This window comes from Kitasatospora sp. NPDC087315 (genome assembly GCF_044744345.1).
Classification (GTDB): domain Bacteria; phylum Actinomycetota; class Actinomycetes; order Streptomycetales; family Streptomycetaceae; genus Kitasatospora.
The window spans coordinates 31,573-51,968 of sequence record NZ_JBIUYD010000010.1; the positions used below are offsets into that span (position 1 = coordinate 31,573).

The 20,396-nt window shown below is 67.0% G+C and carries 19 protein-coding genes; 7 read left to right on the forward strand and 12 right to left on the reverse strand.

The window, feature by feature from the left end; all coding sequences use genetic code 11:
- Nucleotides 1-103 precede the first annotated feature (103 nt).
- From ACIO5D_RS15915 to ACIO5D_RS15935, 5 genes are all read left to right on the forward strand, one after another.
- Nucleotides 104-4,150, forward strand: a complete 4,047-nt coding sequence (locus ACIO5D_RS15915) for a type IV secretory system conjugative DNA transfer family protein (RefSeq protein WP_400795562.1) — start codon at nt 104-106, stop codon at nt 4,148-4,150.
- A 177-nt stretch (nt 4,151-4,327) separates the two neighbouring features.
- Nucleotides 4,328-9,874, forward strand: a complete 5,547-nt coding sequence (locus ACIO5D_RS15920) for a hypothetical protein (RefSeq protein WP_400795565.1) — start codon at nt 4,328-4,330, stop codon at nt 9,872-9,874.
- A 67-nt stretch (nt 9,875-9,941) separates the two neighbouring features.
- Entirely contained in the window at nt 9,942-11,600 is a 1,659-nt protein-coding gene (locus tag ACIO5D_RS15925) for a hypothetical protein (protein WP_400795567.1), read from the forward strand.
- 42 nt (nt 11,601-11,642) lie between these two features.
- Nucleotides 11,643-12,008, forward strand: a complete 366-nt coding sequence (locus tag ACIO5D_RS15930) for a hypothetical protein (protein WP_400760389.1) — start codon at nt 11,643-11,645, stop codon at nt 12,006-12,008.
- Nucleotides 12,009-12,140: 132 nt separating this feature from the next.
- Entirely contained in the window at nt 12,141-12,521 is a 381-nt protein-coding gene (locus ACIO5D_RS15935; RefSeq protein WP_400760387.1) for an HU family DNA-binding protein, read from the forward strand.
- A 169-nt stretch (nt 12,522-12,690) separates the two neighbouring features.
- Here ACIO5D_RS15935 and ACIO5D_RS15940 read toward each other — a convergent pair whose 3' ends face one another.
- The 10 genes from ACIO5D_RS15940 to ACIO5D_RS15985 all read right to left on the reverse strand — a co-directional run bounded on the left by ACIO5D_RS15940 (nt 12,691) and on the right by ACIO5D_RS15985 (nt 17,346).
- Nucleotides 12,691-13,203 (reverse strand): hypothetical protein, encoded by a 513-nt coding sequence (locus ACIO5D_RS15940; protein ID WP_400795570.1) that lies wholly within the window; start codon nt 13,201-13,203, stop codon nt 12,691-12,693.
- Entirely contained in the window at nt 13,196-13,603 is a 408-nt protein-coding gene (locus ACIO5D_RS15945; RefSeq protein WP_400795573.1) for a hypothetical protein, read from the reverse strand. The genes ACIO5D_RS15940 and ACIO5D_RS15945 overlap by 8 nt, the downstream gene beginning before the upstream one ends.
- Nucleotides 13,604-14,321: 718 nt before the next feature.
- Complete coding sequence (locus tag ACIO5D_RS15950; RefSeq protein ID WP_400795575.1) at nt 14,322-14,483, reverse strand: hypothetical protein; 162 nt, start codon at nt 14,481-14,483, stop codon at nt 14,322-14,324.
- Entirely contained in the window at nt 14,476-15,186 is a 711-nt protein-coding gene (locus tag ACIO5D_RS15955) for a hypothetical protein (RefSeq protein ID WP_400795579.1), read from the reverse strand. Before ACIO5D_RS15955 ends, ACIO5D_RS15950 begins: the two co-directional genes overlap by 8 nt.
- Nucleotides 15,183-15,368, reverse strand: a complete 186-nt coding sequence (locus tag ACIO5D_RS15960; RefSeq protein WP_400795581.1) for a hypothetical protein — start codon at nt 15,366-15,368, stop codon at nt 15,183-15,185. The genes ACIO5D_RS15955 and ACIO5D_RS15960 overlap by 4 nt, the downstream gene beginning before the upstream one ends.
- A 2-nt stretch (nt 15,369-15,370) precedes the next feature.
- Complete coding sequence (locus ACIO5D_RS15965; RefSeq protein WP_400795583.1) at nt 15,371-15,601, reverse strand: hypothetical protein; 231 nt, start codon at nt 15,599-15,601, stop codon at nt 15,371-15,373.
- A complete protein-coding gene (locus ACIO5D_RS15970) occupies nt 15,594-15,896 on the reverse strand; it encodes a hypothetical protein (protein ID WP_400795585.1) in 303 nt (100 codons plus the stop codon). Before ACIO5D_RS15970 ends, ACIO5D_RS15965 begins: the two co-directional genes overlap by 8 nt.
- Nucleotides 15,893-16,180, reverse strand: coding sequence for a hypothetical protein (locus ACIO5D_RS15975; RefSeq protein WP_400795587.1), 288 nt, complete (start codon nt 16,178-16,180; stop codon nt 15,893-15,895). Before ACIO5D_RS15975 ends, ACIO5D_RS15970 begins: the two co-directional genes overlap by 4 nt.
- The gene (locus ACIO5D_RS15980; RefSeq protein WP_400795589.1) at nt 16,177-16,941 is read right to left on the reverse strand and encodes a hypothetical protein; all 765 of its coding nucleotides are present in this window, start codon (nt 16,939-16,941) and stop codon (nt 16,177-16,179) included. The genes ACIO5D_RS15975 and ACIO5D_RS15980 overlap by 4 nt, the downstream gene beginning before the upstream one ends.
- Nucleotides 16,942-16,986: 45 nt before the next feature.
- Nucleotides 16,987-17,346: an HNH endonuclease gene (locus ACIO5D_RS15985; RefSeq protein WP_400795592.1), complete on the reverse strand. Its 360-nt coding sequence runs from the start codon at nt 17,344-17,346 to the stop codon at nt 16,987-16,989.
- Between the two features lie 42 nt (nt 17,347-17,388).
- Here ACIO5D_RS15985 and ACIO5D_RS15990 point away from each other — a divergent pair, with 42 nt between their 5' ends.
- Both ACIO5D_RS15990 and ACIO5D_RS15995 read left to right on the forward strand, forming a co-directional pair.
- On the forward strand, nt 17,389-18,840 hold the full coding sequence (locus ACIO5D_RS15990; RefSeq protein WP_400795595.1) for an NF041680 family putative transposase: 1,452 nt from the start codon (nt 17,389-17,391) through the stop codon (nt 18,838-18,840).
- Between the two features lie 124 nt (nt 18,841-18,964).
- Nucleotides 18,965-19,264 carry a hypothetical protein gene (locus tag ACIO5D_RS15995; RefSeq protein WP_400795598.1) on the forward strand — a complete coding sequence of 100 codons (300 nt, stop codon included), beginning with the start codon at nt 18,965-18,967 and terminating at the stop codon, nt 19,262-19,264.
- Nucleotides 19,265-19,357: 93 nt separating this feature from the next.
- Here the strand turns inward: ACIO5D_RS15995 and ACIO5D_RS16000 are convergent, their stop codons facing one another.
- Both ACIO5D_RS16000 and ACIO5D_RS16005 read right to left on the reverse strand, forming a co-directional pair.
- Nucleotides 19,358-19,480 carry a hypothetical protein gene (locus ACIO5D_RS16000; RefSeq protein WP_400795601.1) on the reverse strand — a complete coding sequence of 41 codons (123 nt, stop codon included), beginning with the start codon at nt 19,478-19,480 and terminating at the stop codon, nt 19,358-19,360.
- Nucleotides 19,477-20,268: an IS5 family transposase gene (locus ACIO5D_RS16005; protein WP_400795604.1), complete on the reverse strand. Its 792-nt coding sequence runs from the start codon at nt 20,266-20,268 to the stop codon at nt 19,477-19,479. Before ACIO5D_RS16005 ends, ACIO5D_RS16000 begins: the two co-directional genes overlap by 4 nt.
- Between the last annotated feature and the right edge of the window lie 128 nt (nt 20,269-20,396).

Consider the following 20,396-nt stretch of genomic DNA (forward strand, 5'->3'; position numbering starts at 1 on the left):
GGCGCATGGGGCGCGTTCCCCATGCGCCGTCGGCGTCTGCGCAGGCAGGCGCGCTGGACAGCAGGAAAGCAGAACGGGCGGGACCCGAAAGCAAGGGATCACGATGGCCACGAACAGGCGGAAGGCGTCACGGCCTGAGGCGAGCAGCTGGGACAAGATCTCAGCGCGGTCGCCCGGCGAGACGCTGACGAACCGAGACGTCTACGACAACCAGCAGCTCGACCGCAGCAAGTTCTCGACCCTGAGGTCGACCAGACCGGGCATCGTCGTCGCGGTGATTGCCGGCGCGCTGGTGACGGTCGTCGTCTGGGTCCTCTACTCGCTCATCGCCACGGCGGCGCTCTCGGCGGGCGCGTCCGCGGGTTCGGGCAGGCCCGGCAGCAGCACCGGCATGCCGAGCACGTACTACGCCCAGGACACCACGACCGGTGCGGGCGGCTCGGTCGTGAAGTGCTACCGGCCTCTGACCAAGGACGGCAACCCGGACGTGAAGGCCAGGTGCTATCCCAGCGCCGAGGCTGTCCCGGTCCCCCGCTGGTACACCGCGGCGAAGGACGGCAAGCCCAGCGCCGAGAGGCCGTCTGAGCCCAAGAAGAGCTCGACGACTGTCGGCGAGCAGCTGGCCGACTTCTCGGGGTTCAAACTCTTCATCACGCTCGGCTCGGGTCTGATGGTCGCCCTCATCATCGGCACGTGGTTCTCGCGGAAGGTCGCCGCGGCGAACCTGATGAACGACACGAGCGACATCAACCAGCACCACAACGACCAGCACATCGCCCTGCCGGAAGAGATCCAGCAGAACTACGACTGGTTCCCCGACGCCGGTGCTCACTCGAGCGTGCAGGTCAGCTCGATGCTCAGCCACATGATGCTCAGGAAGAAGGGCCTGGGCACCGTCGAGGTCGCCCAGCGCGCCAAGAAGGACGTCATCGACAAGAAGGGGAACCTCGTCTACTACGCCGGCGAGGTCATGGACGACGACGAGGGCAGTCCGCTGACGCAGACCCTGCCGATCATCGACGAGGACTTCGGCGACGAGCTGTTCGAGGCATCAGGACTCCCCGAGGACAAGGGGCTGCGTCAGAAGTACGACACCAGGCTGATCCCGTACAACCCTGACGGCAGGAACCGGGACAAGCTCGGCTTCGGGTCGGACAAGTACCAGACCGTCGCTGACCTGATCAAGGAGGACTGGGCGTTCCCGGCGTACGAGGTCCAGCGCCCGGCCGGGGCGTACGTGGTCGACACCGCGCCGGTGAACACCATGGTGCTGGCCATCACCCGGGCCGGTAAGGGCCAGACATACATCGAGCCGGTCATCGACATGTGGTCGCGTGAGAAGAAACCCTCGAACATGGTCATCAACGACCCCAAGGGCGAGTTGCTGGTGAAGAACTACGTCGCCCTGGTCACCCGCGGGTTCGAGCCGGTGCAGTTCAATCTGATCAACTCCATGAAGACCGACATCTACAACATCCTGGGGCTGGCGGCCGACGCGGCGCGTGAGGGCAACTTCACCAAGTGCGCACTGTACGTGGAGAACATCGCCGGGATCTTCTTTCCGCTCGACGGCAGCGAGGACCCGGTCTGGCCCAATGCCGCCAACAACGCCTTCAAGCGCGCGGCCTACGGACTCATCGACTTCTACCTGGAGGAGGAGCGGGAGCTGCGCAGCGCCGCGGCCGTGCTGAACATGGATCTGGCCCTGGTGGAGCAGAAGCTCGATGACCTCTGGGGCAAGGTCACCCTCTACAACTGCTACCAGCTCTTCGTGCAGATGAGCTCGAAGAAGATCAAGAACCCTGAGGCCGAGCTGGAGAAGCGGGTCAAGGCCGGCGAGTTCGAGAACAACGAGGACGCCCTGGCCGAGGAGCAGGAGAAGGCGGCGGCCCAGGCCCTCATGTGGGAGGGCAAGGCTGACCAGGACATGCTCAGCCTGTACTTCAACGCGAGCGAGGAGCTGCCCCGCAACAACATGCGCACGCTGGTGGGCAACGCCCACAACGCGCTGCGCTCGATGGCCGGGGCGGAGAAGATGCTGGCCTCGGTATACGGCATCGCGATCACCGCCATGTCGTTCTTCACCGACCCCACGATCTCGACGCTGACCTCGGGCAAGCCCTCGCAGAACACCGACCTGGCCGGCCTGAGCTTCCCGCGTCGCCTCGGCGTGCGCTTCGCGCCGAACTACGTCAAGCGCGACCACCTCGTCGGTCAGCAGGCCGTGTGGTCGGCCTACGCGGACCCGATGTTCACCGAGAACCTGGGCGAGGACTTCACGCACGAGGAGATCGTCGGCCGCGAGGGCTGGGCGCGGTACAACTTCAAGGGCAAGTTCCCCGACGACGATGCCTGGCTCAAACTGGAGCTGGTCAACCCGCAGACGAAGATGCTGGTGCGGAGCTTCTACTTCAGCTTCACGAAGAACTACCGGCTCTCGCTCAACGGCCGGCACTACGTGGTCGAGCCGGTGACGGGCAAGAAGATCGTGAAGAACGGTGTGATGCGTGAGCTCAAGCCGGTACGCGAGGGCGGCACCCGGGACGGGAAGACCCTCTCCTTCCAGCCCGGGGACACGCTCTACCCGGACACACGGCTGGACTTCTCCGGCGGCGGCAACCCGGAGAAGGTCTCGTACCAGGCACGGGCGATCACTCAGACACTGGCGCGCTACTCGGAGTCCCCGAAGGCGCTGTTCCTGGTGACTCCGCCTCACCTGATGAAGTACGCGAAGCTGATCCTTATCCTGGTCAAGCAGCTGTTCGACGTGAGCGCCGACCAGGCGTACATGACGAAGTCGAACCAGAAGCCTCTCTACCGCACGCGGTTCATGCTCGACGAGCTCGGCAACCTGCAGTCGGAGGGCAAGGGCATCGACGGCTTCGAGACGATGCTCTCCATCGGCCTGGGGCAGGAACAGCAGTTCACGCTCATCCTGCAGACCCTGCAACAGCTGCGCGACGTCTACGGCGAGTCGGTCGACAAGATCGTGCAGGGCAACACCTCGAACATCGTGTTCCTGAAGTCCACGGACGACTCGATGATCGAGGTGTTGGAGAAGATGGGCGGCAAGACGCACCGGGTGTACAGGGACAGCAAGCAGATCAGCCAGGATCTCGACAAGGTCATCGGCGGCAAGACCGAGGGCCGGGTCTCCTACACGATGAGCACCAAGGAGGAACCGCTGATCAGCTACAACGACATGGCTTTCCTCGCGCCGCGCAACTCGATCGTCTTCCGGGCCGGCGACGCGCCGATCTGGAACCGCAACCAGACGATCCTGCCGATGTCGTTCCGGCTGCTGGGGAACACGATCAAGCACCCGGGGCACACGTACTCGCTGCAGACGATCCCGACGCTGTCCAGTGCTGTGGACTTCGACGTACGGATGAACCAGCCGGACTTCGTGAAGATGCTGGAGAAGCGTATGCGGCAGGCGGTCAGGGCCGCGGACGCGAAGGCGCAGTACAAGGAGATCTACGGCTACCGGGAGGTCGACATCGAGCGCCTGGACCCGGATGTCTACGCCGACGAGGTCATGGCGGTCATCACCACGATGACCACGGTCGACGAGGGTCAGGACCCCAACGCTCCGGTGGTTGTCGACCCCGACGAGTACGCCGGGATGAGTATGTTCGACGAGGACCAGTTCATCGAGAACGTCGAGGTCGGGGTTGCGGTCGCCGAGAGTCGGGCGGTCAGCGTCGAGCGGCAGCGTCTGCTCTACGCCGAGGGGACGATCAGCAAGGAGATGCTGGTCAACCCTGACGGTTCGGCGAAGGTCAAGAGCCTGGACATCGAGATCGGTGAGGCCTACAAGTCGGCGCAGACCGAGCTGGAACAGGATCGCGAGCACTTCTCGGTCGGCGGCGACGGCGAGCTGCGCAGCGCCGATGGGTCCCAGACGTACATCAGCCGGATCCGCTCGGACGCGTACGCCCATGCGGCCCGCCGGATCAACGGTCACGTGAACGACGTGGACTCGCGGGTGTTCGCCGAGGAGGACGTCACCGAGCAGGACCTGAAGTCGCTGGTGACGGTGAAGGTCCACTCGGCCTTCTACCAGTACCTGGCCTCGCTGCCGAGCTGGGAGGTGCTGGCCGACGGCCGGCTCGACCGGGCCATGGCCATCGAGATGAACTCGAAGTAGCCGGCGCCCCCTTGGGGTGCCTGGCGAGGATCACGACCAGTGCCGAGGCCGCCTCTCGACTAGGAGAGACCGCCTCGGCACTAACCTTTCGAATGGCCTATCGCTTCCTTTTGATGGACGGGTTAGTATCTATGAATACTTATGCAACTCCGAGTGTTCATAGGGGCTTGATTAGCAGTGAAGAAGGCGCACGGACTGCGAAGGTACTTCTACGAGTACGTCTACTACAAGGCAGTCGAGCAGGCCCGGGAGCAAACCGGACAGGTCATTCCGATCTCCCAGGCCAAGGCGATCCGCGCCCGGGTCGATGAGATCCTCGGCCGACGGGGCACCGCGCTGGCCGACCCGCGGCTGGGCGTCACCGACTGCCTCACCACCATCGACCAGGCATTCGGTGAGCGGGTGGCCGGCTACGAGCCGCAGTTCGGTGACCATTCCCCGCGGAACGAGCGCTACCAGCAGTCGCAGCGGGAGTTCACCCGCGCCACCGGCGTCGGTACCCAGGTCGACCCGAAGTCGGCCCGGCTGCCGATCAGCCCCTACGACCCCCACTGGTCCGAACGCGCGACGGTGAAGCGCGCCGGGACTGCGCTGGTGTACCTGCCGGACGAGACGATCGGACGCGTGGCCGGCGGTGAGGTGGAGACCCTGGCCGACCCGCGGCGCGGAAACATGGTGCTCTGGCGCATCGACGACGATGGCAGGCCGTTCGAGGCAGGCCGCGCGATGACGAGCGACGACGCCGCCGGACTCACCGCGCTGATGGACAAGATGAGCCAGCGGGAATACGACCAGGTCCGCGAGTGGGTCATCGACGGCGGCCGGACCCCACAGACGAACCACGTCGACCGCAACCGCTTCATGTCCCAGCGCGCCGTGGCGCGCTCGGCGGCACTGCTCGAAGAGCTGAAAGCTCAGGGCGTGTCCTACGAGGTGATGCGCGACCGCGAGCCGGGCCAGATCAAGGCGAGGATCGCCGGGACCGGCATGGAGATCCGCCTCATCGACACACGTCAGGAGGAGTACGCCGGGGCACGGATCTACGACAACGGCACCGTGCTGCGCTACTCGACGAACTACCGGGTCCCCGGCAGCATGGCGGTCTACTCCCCCTCGCCGGCGGAAGCTGTCCAGCTACTGCGCTTCGCCCAGGGCCATCGCGTCGAGCGCACGGATCTTCCGGGGCACGCCGCCGGTGAAACCGGCACGACGCACCAGGAGCGCGGCCGCGGCCGCACGGTGGTGGATGTGCCCGACAGCTACCACGTCGACCGCGAGTCGATGTTCGTGGTTGGCGACTACACGGTCCCCGGCGAGTCTGGCCCCCGGCCCGGGGCGAAGGTGATGCTGCGCCGGGACGCGAAGAACCGCTCGCTGCCGGCCTTCTTCATCGACGCCGAGCCGGCCGAGGCCTACGCGAAGGCCGGCGTCGAGAGTGCTCGGGCGAACCTGCAGGCGGCCCTTGGCGTCGAGTACCTCATTGCTCGTGCCGAGGACGAGCTGGAGCGAACCGGCGGACAGCTGGATGCGATCGAGCCGCCGGAGTACTCGGCTGACGCCGAGGTCGCTGCGATTCAGCGCTCGTACTGGGATGTGCTCACCGGCGCGAACAGCGACCTTCTGCGCCCGGGCGCGACCGAAGAGATGTACCAGGAACGCCTGGAGGAGATCGGCGAGCTGCAGCCTGGGGAGGTACCCGAGATGGGCAACCTCGCCTACGGCGGCACCGCCGTCGAGAAGGTCCGACAGCACGGCGAGGACGTCCCCTTCGAACTCGTCGGGACCTGGGAGGCCCAGCCCCACCACATCGACGGCGAGTGGGTCGACCAGCGCTTCAACCCGGACCGGGTAGCGCGGTACATGACCAGCCCCACCGGGCAGTGGTCGAACCTCGACAACCTCGCCTCGGCGCTCCGTCGCTGCGGAATCTCCCCCGACGAGATGATGGGCTCGACCTTCCAGACAACCCGGTTCAAGGACCGGCTCGTCCGCTTCAACGCCGAGCGCTCCGTGCCGATCGCCGATCACGAATCCGCGTTCATGCGGCGCATCGGGGTCACCGTGCGTGACAGCATCGAGCGCAACGCGGCGACGGTCTCCGAGATCCTGATCGACGAGCAGGGCGTCATCCGCTGGAGCGGCGAGAAGCTGCGCCGTGACGGCAAGGGGAGCCCGATCTCGGGTGAGATCGGCCAGGTCTTCGATGTCGGCGAGTACGGCGAGATCACCACCGCCTTCGCCAGCGGGAACAACGCCCTGGTCGTGCCGGGCTACGAGGCCACGATCACGGCCCAGACTCCGGGCGAGGCTCCGACCTCGGTCGAGGAACGCACACGCCTGCGCGGCTACGAGCAGCTCATGCACGAGCGCATCCAGTACCAGATCGCCGGCGACCTCATCGCCGGGCGCAGCGAGACCGGCGAGCCCTCCTCGCTCAACGCGGTCTACTCGCAGCTGTACGGCACGAAGCACCCGATCGACTTCATCGAACGCGCCACCACGTACCGGCTCGACGAGTCCACCGGCGAGATCAAGGAACACCTGGACGAGTGGACGGCCGCGATCCTGCAGACCGAGGCGCGCCGTGCGCGCTACTCCAACGAGATCAAGGCAGGCTCGACGATCTACGCCGAGTACCGCGCCCAGCGCGACCGAACCGACCCGGCTGACGACAACCGCTTCGACGCCTGGCGGCTCACCGGCGGGCGGAACATGACGGTGCTCACCGGCAAGGACCGGAACAACGTCGTCGCACCCAGCGGCTACTTCGACCCGGTGATGACCGGAGGCGCGACCAACCAGGGCATCGTGCGGTACCTGACGGCTCAGGCCCGGGTCGACGCCGACGGCCGGATCGTGCCGGGCGACGAGAGCGTGGGCGGACAGCGTGCGCCGCTCATGGCTCTCCCCGAGCTCGAGACGCTGCGGTACGACCCGTTCGACCGCCAGCAGATGACGGCCTCGACGATCATGCAGTCTTCTGAGGTCACCGCGCCGGCGAAGACGGCGCTGATGACCTTCGGCGGCTGGACGGCTGACGATCCGATCGTGGTGTCGAAGGAGTTCGCCGAGCGCCACCGCATCCGCGGGGCCGGCGGCCGGGAACGCGATCTCGTCGTGGGCGACAAGATCTCGGACCTGCACGGCAACAAGGGCGTGATCTCGCTGATCGTCGACCGGGACATGCCGCTGCAGGACGCGCAGGAGCAGGATGTCGTCGAGGAGGTCAACTGGTTCCGGGTCAACCCGGGCCTGGACGTGGTGATGAGCCCGTTCAGCCTGATCTCCCGGCGCAACGCGGGCTCGGCGCGCGAGCTGATGAGCGGGAACGTCTCCGACCTGCGCTCCCCCGACGGAGAACTGCGGCCGAGTGCCCTGGGCGAGATGCGCTTCGTGGTCACCCACATGGCCGTCGACGAGAAGACGAAGATCTACGACGACCAGCAGGTGCGTGCCGGCAAGGGCCGTAAGGCCTCCTCGCAGCTGGCCTGGGCGCTGCAGTCTCAGGACTGCCCGTCGATCATGCACGAGTTCTACGGCCACAACAGCGGGGCCGAATCGAACCTGCGCGAGTACCTGCTCGTGACAGGCATGGACGTGGAGGCTGACGGCACGCTGCGGGTGGTCGGCCAGGCCGAGGGCCTCGACGAGCGCCCCGAGCGCCGGTTCATCCCGATGCCCGGGCTGCTGCGCACTCAGCCGCGCAAGGCGGGCCAGCTCCCGGGACTCAACACCACGGCGATGCGCAAATCCTTCGGCGCCCTCATCGGCGACCGCGGCGGCGACATGGAGATCCCGTTCCCGCTCACATATCCGACCGGTGAGCAGACCGAGACGGTGAGCGCGAGCTCGTGGAAGCTGCCGGTGATGTCCTCGTATCTGCGCAGTGGCCAGGAGTTCGAGGACGGGTCCTCCGTCACGCACGACTACACCCGCGGCTACCAGGACGTCTTCGTCGAGGCCTGCCGCTACCGCTACATGGCCGAGCAGCTCGCCAGCCAGGGCCTGTCCGCGGAGAAGCGCGCCGAGGTGCGCCAAGGCATGAGCGAGTCGGTCTCGCGCGCTCAGCGCGCCTTCGAGGCGATCACGACCGACGTGCAGAACCGGGTGCTGACAGGCAAGAACAACATCTTCAAGACCGGGCTGATGGCCTCGCGGCTCACCGACTCGGCGACGATGGTGTGGACCTCAGACCCGCGGCTGGACGTCGACCAAGTTGCGCTCAGCTCGGCCAAGGCCGAGCAACTGGGGCTGGCCAAGGGCGACCACGCGCTGGTGTGGCGTGACCCGGTGCTCCGTGACGCCGGCGTGCGCTACATGCGGGTCGCGATCGACGACCGGCTCACCGGCGCCGCGATCAACCCGGTGATGGACGCCTGCTTCGACGGCGACTTCGACGGCGACGCCGTCGCCGTGGTGAAGCTGCACAGCGAGGCCGCCAAGGCTGAGGCCCTGGCGAAGCTCTCGGTGCCTGCCAACCTGCTGGACACCGGCGTGGTCAAGGGCGACGGCTCGCACCCGCTGGCCATGCAGGTGTCGCTGGACACCCAGGTCGCACTCTCCAAGGACGTCGCACTGGCTGAGGAGTTGCAGAGTTCGCGGAGCGAGGCGAACCGGCTCCGGCTGCAGGCGCTCACGGGCGCAGAGCAGCCGGAGGACATCACGCTCGCCCAGCAGGTCGTGACGGAGGAGCTGAGCGGGCTGTACCGTCAGGCGCAGCGTGGCGAGTTCGGTGCGGCGCTGACGTTCTCGGATCGCGAGGCGCACCTGCAGAGTGTGCGCGAGGTCTGTGTCGAGACCGGTGCCAAGGGGAGCGAGAAGAAGCTCACCGACTACGCCCGGAACCTTGGCGATGCGCAGGGCACGCCTGGCATCACGCAGGCCGACCAGGAAGCCTCGATGTTCGCCACGGCGATCAAGGCCCACGGCACCGGTCTGGGCGGCTCGTTCAGCCAGCGCGCCGTTCGCGCGCTGCGCGGCGAGGACCTCAAGGCCGTCCTGGAGGTCACCTACCCGGTGACCCAGTCAATTCTGCAGGCCAAGCACGACGCTGCCGAGGCCCGACACAAGTACGCGATGCTCCAGGGCCCCGGCCGCGATCTCTGGAGGGGCCACAGCATCGAGCACGTCGGCCCGGGCCAGTGGCGCACGGCGTTCCTCGACGGTGAGCCCGTCCAGGCTACGGCTGAGGAGTGGGAGAAGCAGTTCATTGAGTTCTACGAGTCCAAGGAGGGCTTCGGAGTCACGGTCAACCCGGACTATGTGGCCCGCGTGGCCAGTGCGCTGGAGGACCCGAAGACCGGCCTCATCCGCAACTTGGAGGAAGACGCGTCGCTGCGGGGCACCGTGATGGACCGGATGGCCTATGGCGGCGCCTTCGCCGATCTGGTCGAGGCTGCCAGGAACCGCGAGAGCGTCTACGCCGGCGAGAAGAACGAGCAGTTCGCGTCCTCGGGGACTCGGAAGGCTCGGGCGGAGATGTCCCGGCAGCTCGACCGGCTTGGCTCCGCCGAGACGCACAGCCTGGACAACGCCGTGATCGCTGTCGATGACTCGCTGGTCAAGCGCGACGTGATCTCTCAGGACGCGGAGACCTCCCGCACCCGCGGCGCGCATCGCCGCTCTGCGCATGCCGTGCGCGTGGGCGCGGCGCGTCCGGTGTACACGCCGAGCATCGAGATCGACCAGCCGCAGGGCGACGACGACTACGGGATGGGGTATTGAGATGGCACAGCACAAGGAGCTGGGAACGGGACCCCCAAGCCGTCGGCGCGCGGCCAAGGTGCTTCCCGTGGGCGACGATCGGCATCAGGCCGGTGAGCCGGGAGGCAAAACGTATGCCGAGTCGGACTCGCGCTCGGACGAGCCGATCGACGCTGAAGTGATCGGCGAGCCGGGACCGGAGGATGCTGACGGTGCGCGCGTCTGGCGCGATCGGCTCCGGGACCGTACCCGCGGGTTCTTCGGCAAGAAGACCCGGGAGCGGATGGCCGACCGTGAGCGCGTGCACCAGATCGACGTCGACCGGGCCGAGGACGAGAGCGAGGGTCTGGATCAGCGCGAGCAACTGCTCAAGCTCCGGGCGGAGACGCGGCTGGCCGGTGAGAAGTACATGGCCTCGCTGCGGGACTCGAAGCTGTTGGTGCCCGGCTTCAACGACGCGGAGCGGACGCGGGATCTCGGCGTCATGCATCACGTCTACATGCAGATGATGATGCAGTCGTGCCTCAAGCCGCTCTCGCGCGGCGTGAATGCCAACTCGATCATCCAGGCGGTCGGCATGGTGATGACGATGCGGATGCTCGCCCCGGACTTCAAGAAGGAGATGGACAGCTACCTCCAGCCTCTCAAGGACAAGATCCAGGAGCGCATCGACACCAGGACCCGCGGCATGGTCGCCTCTGCCGAGAGCGGCATCGCACACCGGCAGAGGATCTTCCATGACGTGCCGAGCGACGCCCGGCGCGGGCGCCTGGTCGGCAGCACGGATCCGCGTGACCACCTGACGACGAAGTGGCGCAAGCGCTTCGACGCCATGCGGCACCGTGAGCGCGGCCACCGGGAGATGTTCACTCCGGACTCGGCAGCCATGACCGAGGTCGCACTCATGGAGAACGCCTTCTGGAAGATGCGTGAGCCGGGCGCGGACATCGGCCTGATCCGCGATAGCTACTGGGCAATGCGCAAGCGGCTGCACGAGCAGATGAGTGAGGACGGCCTGGAGCGCCAGGAGGTCGTCCAGCGCGCGCGACGGATCATCGGTGAGCGGATGGAGTACGAGCCCGAGCTGTGCACGATGTTCAACGGAGTAGCCCACGGTCGGATCGTCAAGGCACCCGCGCACGAAGAGCGGATCGCGGGCTCGGACCGTGTCCGTACGGTGTGGAGCGGGGAGTTCGACGACCAGCTGGGCCGGCGTCTGCCCGAGGACGCGATGTTCACGCTGCGCCGGCCCATGGACGCGGACGCCCACCAGATCCAGCTCGCCGAGACGATGAAGACCTCGCTGCTCGACGCGATGGGCCGCGGCGACCAAGAGAGCTACGGGGGCAACATGCTCGGCTACCTGGTCGGCTTCGCGGCGCAGAAACAGGGGCTGGACACCAGCGGGCTGCCCGACATGCTCCAGCACCGCCTGGACCAGTCCGAGGTGATGATCGCGAGCATGGACATCGACGGCCTGCCGCCCGAGGATCAGCAGCGGGTCTACTCCAACGCGTACGTCGATGCGATGGAGGCAGTGAACGAGAAGTACCCGGATCTTGAGGCCGAGCTGAAGCGGACCCTCGGAGAGAACTGGCAGCAGACGCTGCAGGCCGCGGTAGACGACCCGGGTGCCTTCTTCGAGGAGCAGCGGCGCAAGCCGCGGCCGCGCCCTATGGGTCCGTCGGCCGAGCAGCGGGCCGGCCCGCAGGATGAGGCCGGTTCCGAGGACTACCAGCCCGCCTGAGGGCGATCCGAGAAACGCGAACAAGGAGCAGGAGGAGGGGTCATGAGCCAGGAACAGAGCGAGGAACAGCAGGTCAGGTTCGGATCTCGTTTCGCGCGGATGTTCGGCTACGTCACGCCGGAGGACCGGAGCCGATGGGAGCAGCAGCGGGCGCAGAACAAGCCGCACGTCAACGCGATCAAGCATGGCGCGAAGTCGTCACTGAGCTCGATGATGGAGTTCGGGGAGCGCAACATCGGCGCGAAGCTCGACGCGGCCCACCGCGTGGCGGCGCAGCAGCGGTTCGAGGAGTCCCACAACAAGGTCGTGAACCAGCGCCGCGATCCGAACACACGGAACATCATCGAGTCGGTCGACTATGCGCCCAAGGACGAGCGAGAGGAGATCGAGCCAGATCTGGAGCTCTAGCAAAATGAGTCGCGATAGACATCGCGAGTGCGCTCGATAAGATCGACCACCCCTCTCGACTCATGGCTATATTCGGTAGACTGGTTTCTAAGTAAAACATCTGCATGAACGACGACAGGGCAGGGTGTAGGCATGGAGAAGACGAATCCGCGTGTCAGCAAGCGGGAGTTCATCTCGCGGGTCGCGTCTCGTAGCGAGTTGCCGATCCGAGTGGTGAACAAGGTGTACGAGTCGTTGCTTGGTGAACTCACGGGTGCAGTCGGCTGCGGAGAGACGGTCGTGCTCACGAGCTTCGGCCGCTTCTACCGACAGGACCACAAGGGTCACAAGGTGCGCTTCGGCAAGAGCAACGTCGACGACTACGTGGTTCTGAAGTTCTCCGCATCGAGCAGCTTCAACCGCCGACTGGGGGGCAATGAGGACGACATCTCACCGGAGACCCACGGGGCGATCAAGGATGCCGACGAGTTCGAGAACGTCACCGAGGATCGTGAGCTACGGGCCGCATCGTAGACAACGAGGAGCGAGCAGAAAAGAGAACCCCCATGATGCACAGGCATCATGGGGGTTCTCTTCATGGTGGGACGAGTGCAGTTGCGAGGCTCGGCCGTCGACGATGGCGAAGATCGGCACAAGCACGATGACCAGGACGATGAACACGCCAGCCTCTGCGAGGTACAGGTCACTCGAACTGGAAGTCCGGCTCGTTCGTGGATGGTGTGCCGAAACTTCCGATCGAGCGCTGTCGGGGTCGCGGGTCCCTCGCGATCGGCTCGCGCTGCGCAGCCAGCTCGGCGAGCGTGAAGCCCACGGGGCGACCCAGACGCTGGCCGGCCATGTAGTAGGCCTGCCCATTCGCGCGTTCGCCCAGGGCGATGATCTCGCGAGTGACGGGCTCGCCCGGGCGCTGGGGCGCGCGCTCCCGCCAGACGATCCGGTGCGAGGGCTTTGCACCCGGATCTGCGCCGACGTACGTGGTCTCGCAATCGGAGAGGTCGGGATAACTGGACAGGTATTCCAGCGGGTGCGTACTTGGCGCGCCCTGCTTGATCCGTCCCAGCTGATTGAGAGCCACCCGCAGGAGCCGGTCTTCCGGTCCTTGGGGGTGCATCACCGCAGCGTCATGGAGCGCCTGGAGGTCCTGCTTGAAACCGGTCGTCGGCAGGAAGCGGATGGGAGGCTGATGCTCACTCATCACGCTTCTCCTGCTGGACAGCACGATGCTCATCCGCCCACTGCTGACCGAGCGGGCCAAGGCTCTCGGCGAGCTCCTCGACGGTCATGCCCGCCTCGCCGGTGGCGTCGGACTCCTGGATGCGGCGGGAGAGCTCGGCCTGGAAAGCACCCTCAGCACGGACGTGGGCCGCGTGGTCGTACTTCATGAGGCGCACGAACGCGGCGAAGGGGATGATCACTGCCTCGGGCTTGTTGTGGTCTCCGAAGATCAGCGGGGTGATCTGGCCGCGGCGAAAGGTGTTCAGCACCGTGGCGAGGTCCTCGCGCCTGAGCTGGTTGGCCGGGACGACATTGACGGGGAACCTCGGGAGGTCGGCGTCGGGAGTGCTGCTGTCGTGAGCATTGCTGTTGTGAGTCATTCCTTCAGTCTACTCATCCGGGAATAGCTTGTTGTCGACTCGAATGCGACGGTTCTCGCCGAGTCGATATGGGCGGCAATTGATGGATCGCTCCATCTCCGATAGGCGGGCCGGGCAGGAGAAAGAGGAGACCGTGCTGCGACTTCGCGCCGTGCGAGGCCGGAGCGCGGGTCCTGTTGGATGGGCGGTCGCGGCTTCAGAAGTTCCCCTCGTCGACCTGCAGGCAGACGATGCCGAGTGAGCGCCACAGGGCCACCACTCGGTCACGGTCGTCCAGGGCCAGGAGGACGTCGTAGGCGTCACGAATGTGGGCGTTGAACAGCTCGTGCTTGACCGCGTGGTCAGGCGCCTGTCCCCCTGGCCACGCATCAGCAGCAGGGAATCGTCAGCCCACTCCCCCAGGTGCCGGCCCAGCCAGCGCCGGGTCGCAGCGCGGACGCTGTACCCCCGGTCGTCACGCTCGGGCCGGCCAGAGCAGAAGATGATCTGGTGACCAGCGTTCCACAGCGCGTTCACAGTATCGATGACCGGCGGGTTGGGCAGATCCCGGACCACCAGGCTGTAGTCGTGATGGCCCCGCAGCAGTGTGCCGTCGGGCAGCACATGCTTGGCGGCCATCCCGTCGATGTCGACGATGACGGCCCGGGGCCGCGAGGGCGTCTCCATGGCCGTGCGTGCGTTCATGGCTGGCGTTCCCCTCGTCGTCGAGGCTGGTGCTTCAGTCGGCCTCCGGAGGGGGGGCTTGGAGGGACTCGGGGACGAAGTCGCCGACCATGGGGGCACGAATGAGCCCGCCGTCCTGGACGATCCAGTCGGAGCGGCCGGCCAGGGTGTGATTGTCGGCATCGAACAGCTCGTCGGGCACGACGTTTTCAGGCACCGGTGGACTTCCCTCCGCTGGCAACGGGCTCCGGCAGCGCCGGGGCACCGAATGGCGGGGCTTCGATGGAGGGCGCGGCACCCGTCACCCGGACGACCTCCAGGACGTGGGCCTCGATGTCGGCGCGGGCCTGGGCGACGACCTGTTCACCAGCCTCCACCAGCGAGTCGACGGCGAACTGGGCGTTGCTGCCCACATGGGCGACGGCGTTCTCGAGCGCGTTGAGCGCTTCCTTGGTGGCCCTCACGCCCTTTTTCGCGTGGATCGCGTCGTGCAGCGCCGCCGTGGCCTCCTTGACGCGGACGTACATCCGGTCGGTGACCTCCCGGACCTCCCGCAGGTTCTCGGCGGTGCGGGGCTGGTGCGGGATCTCGGGCAGGAAGGCGTCGCGCTCAGTACTCCGGATGGTCACCGGCACGCCACTGCCGAGACCCATGGAGGACACGAGCGAGCCCCACTGTGCGAGGCTCATCTCGATCTCCACGAGCTCCCGGCCCGGATGGACCCAGTCGTGGTTGAGGTCTCGCTTGCGTACGGCCTCGCGGACGGAGAGCGAGACGGTCTCGTTGTGGAGCAGGTCGGATTGGAACAGCGAACGCCCTCCTCCGCTTCGTCGCGTGACAACCGCGACGCCGAAGGCGGGGTGGATCTCACCGCCGTGCTCCGCGTCGATCGCTGGTTCCTGGGCCGGACGGCGGCTCATGCGGGCATCACCTCAGACGCCTTGATCTGCTGGGCCTGGTGGCCTCGGTAGAGCCTCAGGCCCAGCACGATGCGGTAGCAGGTGAAGATGCCGCCCACGTCGGCGCCCCAGAACGACGAGTCACGCAGCGGTCGCAGGGGGGCGCGCGGTCGCGCGGGCTTGAGGTCGATTCGCTCGGTCATGCTCACTCCTCGGTGGTGTATTCGATGACGATGGCGTCGTCGCGGACGTGAAAGCGGAGGGCATCTCCGGGGATCGGCTCTGTACTGGCGAGCTCGTGCGTCTCCCGGTAAGCGTCGGCGGCCATGGCCCACGCTTTGCTGATCTCTTCCGCTGCGACGCCCCAAGGCTCGGGGGCGGGGATGATCCATCGGTACACACTGTGGGTGACCGTCTCGAACGTGTAGTCAGCCACGAGACACCGCTACCTCGGACGGGGCTTCCACTATCACGTCAATGTGGGTGAGGTGGATGCCGCCCGGGTAGCCCTCGACGGACACCACGGGGTCGCCGTGGCCAAGCGTCCAGGCCGGAGTACGCGTGACGATCGTCAGGGCGCGGCACAGGTCCGCGTCGGCCTCTTCCAGGAATCGACCGTCCGCCTGCCGCTTCCGGACCGCGGCCGCGAGCGGGTCCTCCGGGCGGACACCGGGATACGCGACCACCGGCGTGCCGATCGGGTGCAGGGCGTTCCACTGCTCGGCGTTCACGGGTTGTCCTCCTCGTTGTCGGCTGGTGGCCGGTGCAGGATGTCGACCCCTTCACCCAGGGCAGGCGCGTTGTAGGAGTCGAGGACCGCCTGCCACTTGCGCCGGAAGCGGGCGGCCTGGAAGAGCGACCATGCGGTGGTCATGATCTGCGCGCACACCAGCCCCGTCATCGGCGACGGTGTCTCACCTGTGGTCACAAGCCAGATGCCGGTCACGGCCAGGGCTCCAGCCATGCCGCTCAGGAAGGCTTGGGCGAGCAGCCGGAGGAGCGGGAACCACGTCACGACGGTGCCTCTCCCGTCACCGGGACATCGCGGTGGCCGGCCGAGAGGTGGGGATCCCCGTCGACCTCCCCTGTCACTTCGCCGACGTACATGGCCAGGAAGCTGTCGTCGAGCGGATCGACGGCGTGCTTCTCGGTGAACTCGTCCTGGTATTCGCGGGGATCGCGGCCTCCGGGGTGGCTGCGCACCTTGCCGATGGTGTCGGCGATCCATGCGAGGGTGTGTTCACCGGGCCAGTCCGGGGAGGTGCCGAGGCCGAGCGCGATCGCGTCGACTACGTCGGTGTCGGTGAGGGGCGTATGGTTCCCGCTGCCGTTCGCGCGAGAGAGCGGCAACTCGTGGTCCGGGGCGAAGCCCATGGCCACCAGCACGATCTCGGGCAACTTGTAGGCGTTCCAGATCGCGCTGGTCGCATCCGTGGGGCTGCCGCCTGTGGAGAGTCCGCCTGAGATGTAGATCCTGTAGTAGGCGGCAGTGAGGAAGGTCGTCTCTCGGGAGTCGAGGGCCTTTTCGAGGTTGCCGATGATGGCGAAACCGGCGCGCCGGGCGTACTCGATGAGTACCGCACCGTCCTCGCCGACGAGGTCGGCCTCGCCGTCAAGGCCCGTCAGCAGCAGCTCCAGCTCGATCTGGGGGTCGCCGAAGTTGAAGAGTGTGGGATCCTCGATCTGCTCAAGCAACTGGCGGCCGCGGTCGAAGTTCGGTGGCTCGGTACGTTCGGCCGGGTAGGCGATGGTGGCGGTGAGCATGCTTGCACCCATGGTGATCCGCTCCTTCAGTGAGGGTGGTACAGCAGGTCGTGGTGGTCAGTACCTCTTGCGCCAGCGCGCGAGACGCCAGCTGTAGAGGGGGCTCGGCACGCGGTTGGACTTCCGCCGGTTGTGTCGGCGGCAGAGCAACTGGCCGTTCCACATTTCAGTCGGCCCGCCACGGCTCCAGGGGTGGATGTGATCGGCCTCCGTCCCCTCTGCCGGGCACCGGAACCACAGGGGCGGCGTGTGCTCGCACCGGCCGTTGGCCTGGCGGATGAGCTGCTGCTTCTGGCCCCAGCTGAAGAACCTGGTGGGGTCCCGCCAGCGCCGCTTAGCTTGGCGTTTAACGTCGCCGGTCACTCGACCTGCTGATCTACGGTTCTTCCCGGGACAGCAGAGGCGGCCGTTCCTCACGCTTCGAGATGTCGAGTAACGAAGCTGAGGAAACGGCCGCTGATGACGAGTCTCCCCATGCAACTGCCCGCCGTCGAGCAGTGGGGCGTCCTGTCCCGCTTTCGGATGGACTTCTACGAGTGCCTGTACATGCGGGCGGACGCCCTCTTCGAGCTGACGGACGCGGTGCTGTGCGCGGACGGGCCGGTGAAGACGCTGGTCGAGTTGTCGCTCGCCCTTGAGCACCGACGCGGGCACGGTGCGATGTACCAGGCACTGGACCGAGGCTGGTTGGAGCCGACGCGGCTGCGTCGCACCCTGGCCGGCCTGCCGCTGCCACGGCTCGCGGACGGGCGCATCGGCCTGGCCGTGGACGTTTCCAACTGGCTCCGCCCCGACGCCCCGACCAGCGACGAGCGCCTGTTCTGCCACGTCTACGGCCGGGGCAGAAGCGCTGACCAGCTCATCCCCGGCTGGCCCTACTCCTTCGTCGCCGCTCTGGAGTCCGGGCGTACGTCCTGGGTCGGGCTGCTGGACGCGGTCCGGCTGGGACCCGCCGACGACGCGACCGCCGTCACCGCGACCCAACTGCGCGAGGTCGTCGACCGCATCATCGCGGCAGGCCAGTGGCACCGAGGCGATCCGGACATCCTCATCGTGATGGACGCCGGCTACGACGTGACCCGCCTGGCCCACGTGCTCGCGGACCTGCCGGTCGAGGTGACCGGCCGACTGCGCTCGGACCGGGTCATGCTCCGCGACCCGGGTGAGGCCCGCTCCGGCCCCAAGGGCGGGCGCCCACGCCGGCACGGCGGCGTTTTCTCCTTCGCCAAGCCCGACAGCTGGCACGAGCCCGAGACCACCACGACCACAGACACCACCCGCTACGGACAGGCGGAGGCCCGTGCGTGGGACCGGATGCACCAACGCCTGCAAAAACGCGGTCCGTGGCTTGATCACGAGGGCGAAATCCCTTTGATCCACGGCACGTTGGTCCGCCTGAAGGTCGAGCGTCTGCCCGGGGAGAGGGACGCGAAGCCGCTGTGGCTGTGGTCCTCGGCCACCGGCATCAACACCGTGCACCTGGACCGGATCTGGCGCACGTTCCTGCGCAGGTTCGATCTTGAACACACCTTCAGACTGATCAAGCAGACGCTCGGATGGACCACCCCGAAGATCCGCCGTCCTGACACCGCGGACCTGTGGACCTGGCTGATCATCGTCGCGCACACCCAGCTCCGCCTCGCCCGGCCCCTCGCCGAGGATCTGCGTCGCCCGTGGGAGAAGCCCGCGCCGCCGAACAGGCTCACGCCCGCCCGGGTCCGACGCGGGTTCCGCAACATCCGCGCGAAGACACCCTGCCCGGCAGCCGTGCCACAACCGACACGCCCCGGCCCAGGACGCCCACCCGGCACGAAGAATCGCAGGCCGGCGCCCCGTTACGACGTCGGGAAGACCGTCAAACGCGAACCCACGCTCGAAGCCCACCTCGCCAAGACCGCAGCGGCGGCTTAAAAATCAAGCTTAGAAGCTGTTGTCTTTCCGATCTTGAGGTCTGTGTTATCGCTGGTCGGGCATAGGGTCGTCGCCTCTGTGGGAGTGGTGACCTGTCATGTCGTCGCTCCGGTGGAGGTCGGGAATGCCGTCGGTCGTGGGACTGCTGGAACAGCGCGAGCTCGCTGCTCGCCGTCGCGTGGACGAACTGCGGGAAGAGGCCGACCGCATCCATGCCGAGTTGGCCGTAGCCGAACAGGATTGGCAGGAATGGGTTATCGCCCGCTCGCGGGTCGGGGAGGTGCCGGCCCCCGTGGACGAGACCGGGCAAGGCCACGCCCAGGCCGTCCGGACAGCGTCGGCCGCCGCCGAGGGACGGGCCGGGAAGACGCCTTCGGAGCCGGGGGGGCGCGAGGCCGAAGTCGCAGGTGCCGGTGTGGCGTAGGGGGCTTTCCTGCTCGGCGTTGCCGGTGGGCTACCAACGTATCCTGCAGGCTCTCGTGGACAGCGCACGGCTCGGCCAAGGAGCCTTGACCTGTCAGGAGTTGGCCGCCTGCTTCGGGATGGAGGTGGTGCCGGCGAAGGTGGAGGCGTTGCGGTCGAAGGCGAAGCGCCTGGTGGCCCGTGGCTGGCTGGCCGAGCGCGCACCGGGCCGGTTCACGCTCGCGAAGGACGTGGCCGGGCCAGGCGGCGGGTCATGAGCAGGGTCATCGACCAGTAGACCATCGCCTCGGCGGTGCTGGTGCGACGCTCGTAGTCGCGCACCAGGCGGCGGGTGCGCATCAGGTGGGCGAAGAACCGTTCGACGATCCACCGCTTGGGCAGCACGACGAACCCTTTCTGGTCGTCGTTGCGTTTGACGATCAGAAGAACCAGGGCCAGGGCGGTGAGGCAGTGCTCGATAAGGCCGCCGGTGTAGCCGCCGTCGCCCCAGACGAGTTCCAGTTGGTGGTGTGCGTCGGCCACTTGGTGGAGTAGGGTCTTCGCGGCGGTGCGGTCGCCGACGTCCGCGGGAGTGACCGTCACCCCGAGCAGCAGGCCGAGCGTGTCGACGACGACGTGCCGTTTACGTCCGTTGATCAGTTTGCCGCCGTCGAAGCCGCGGCTGTCGGCGCCGACGACGGCGTCCGCCTTGACCGACTGGGAGTCGATCACGCCCGCGCTCGGCTCGGAGTCCCGGCCTGCACGGGTGCGGACCTCGCCCCGCAGTCGGTCGTGGAACTCCTTGACCAGGCCCAGGTCGCGCCAGCGGCGGAAGAACGCGTACACCCGGTCCCACGGCGGGAAGTCCGCGGGCATCGCCCGCCACTTGATGCCGTTGTCGACGAGGTAGTGGATCGCGTCCAGCATCGCCCGGTGGCAGTACGCCTCCGGCTGCCCACCCCTGCCCTCCAGCCACCCGGGCGTGGGCAGTGCGACGCGGACCTGGGCCCACTCGGCGTCGGTCATGTCCGACGGATACCGTCGCACACGCTCACCATGGTCGGCCGCATTCCCGTACGTGTGAGCGAGGCAATCACACGACGACACGCGGGAGTTGGACGCAACAGGCACGAGCGCGACAGACTGGGACAACA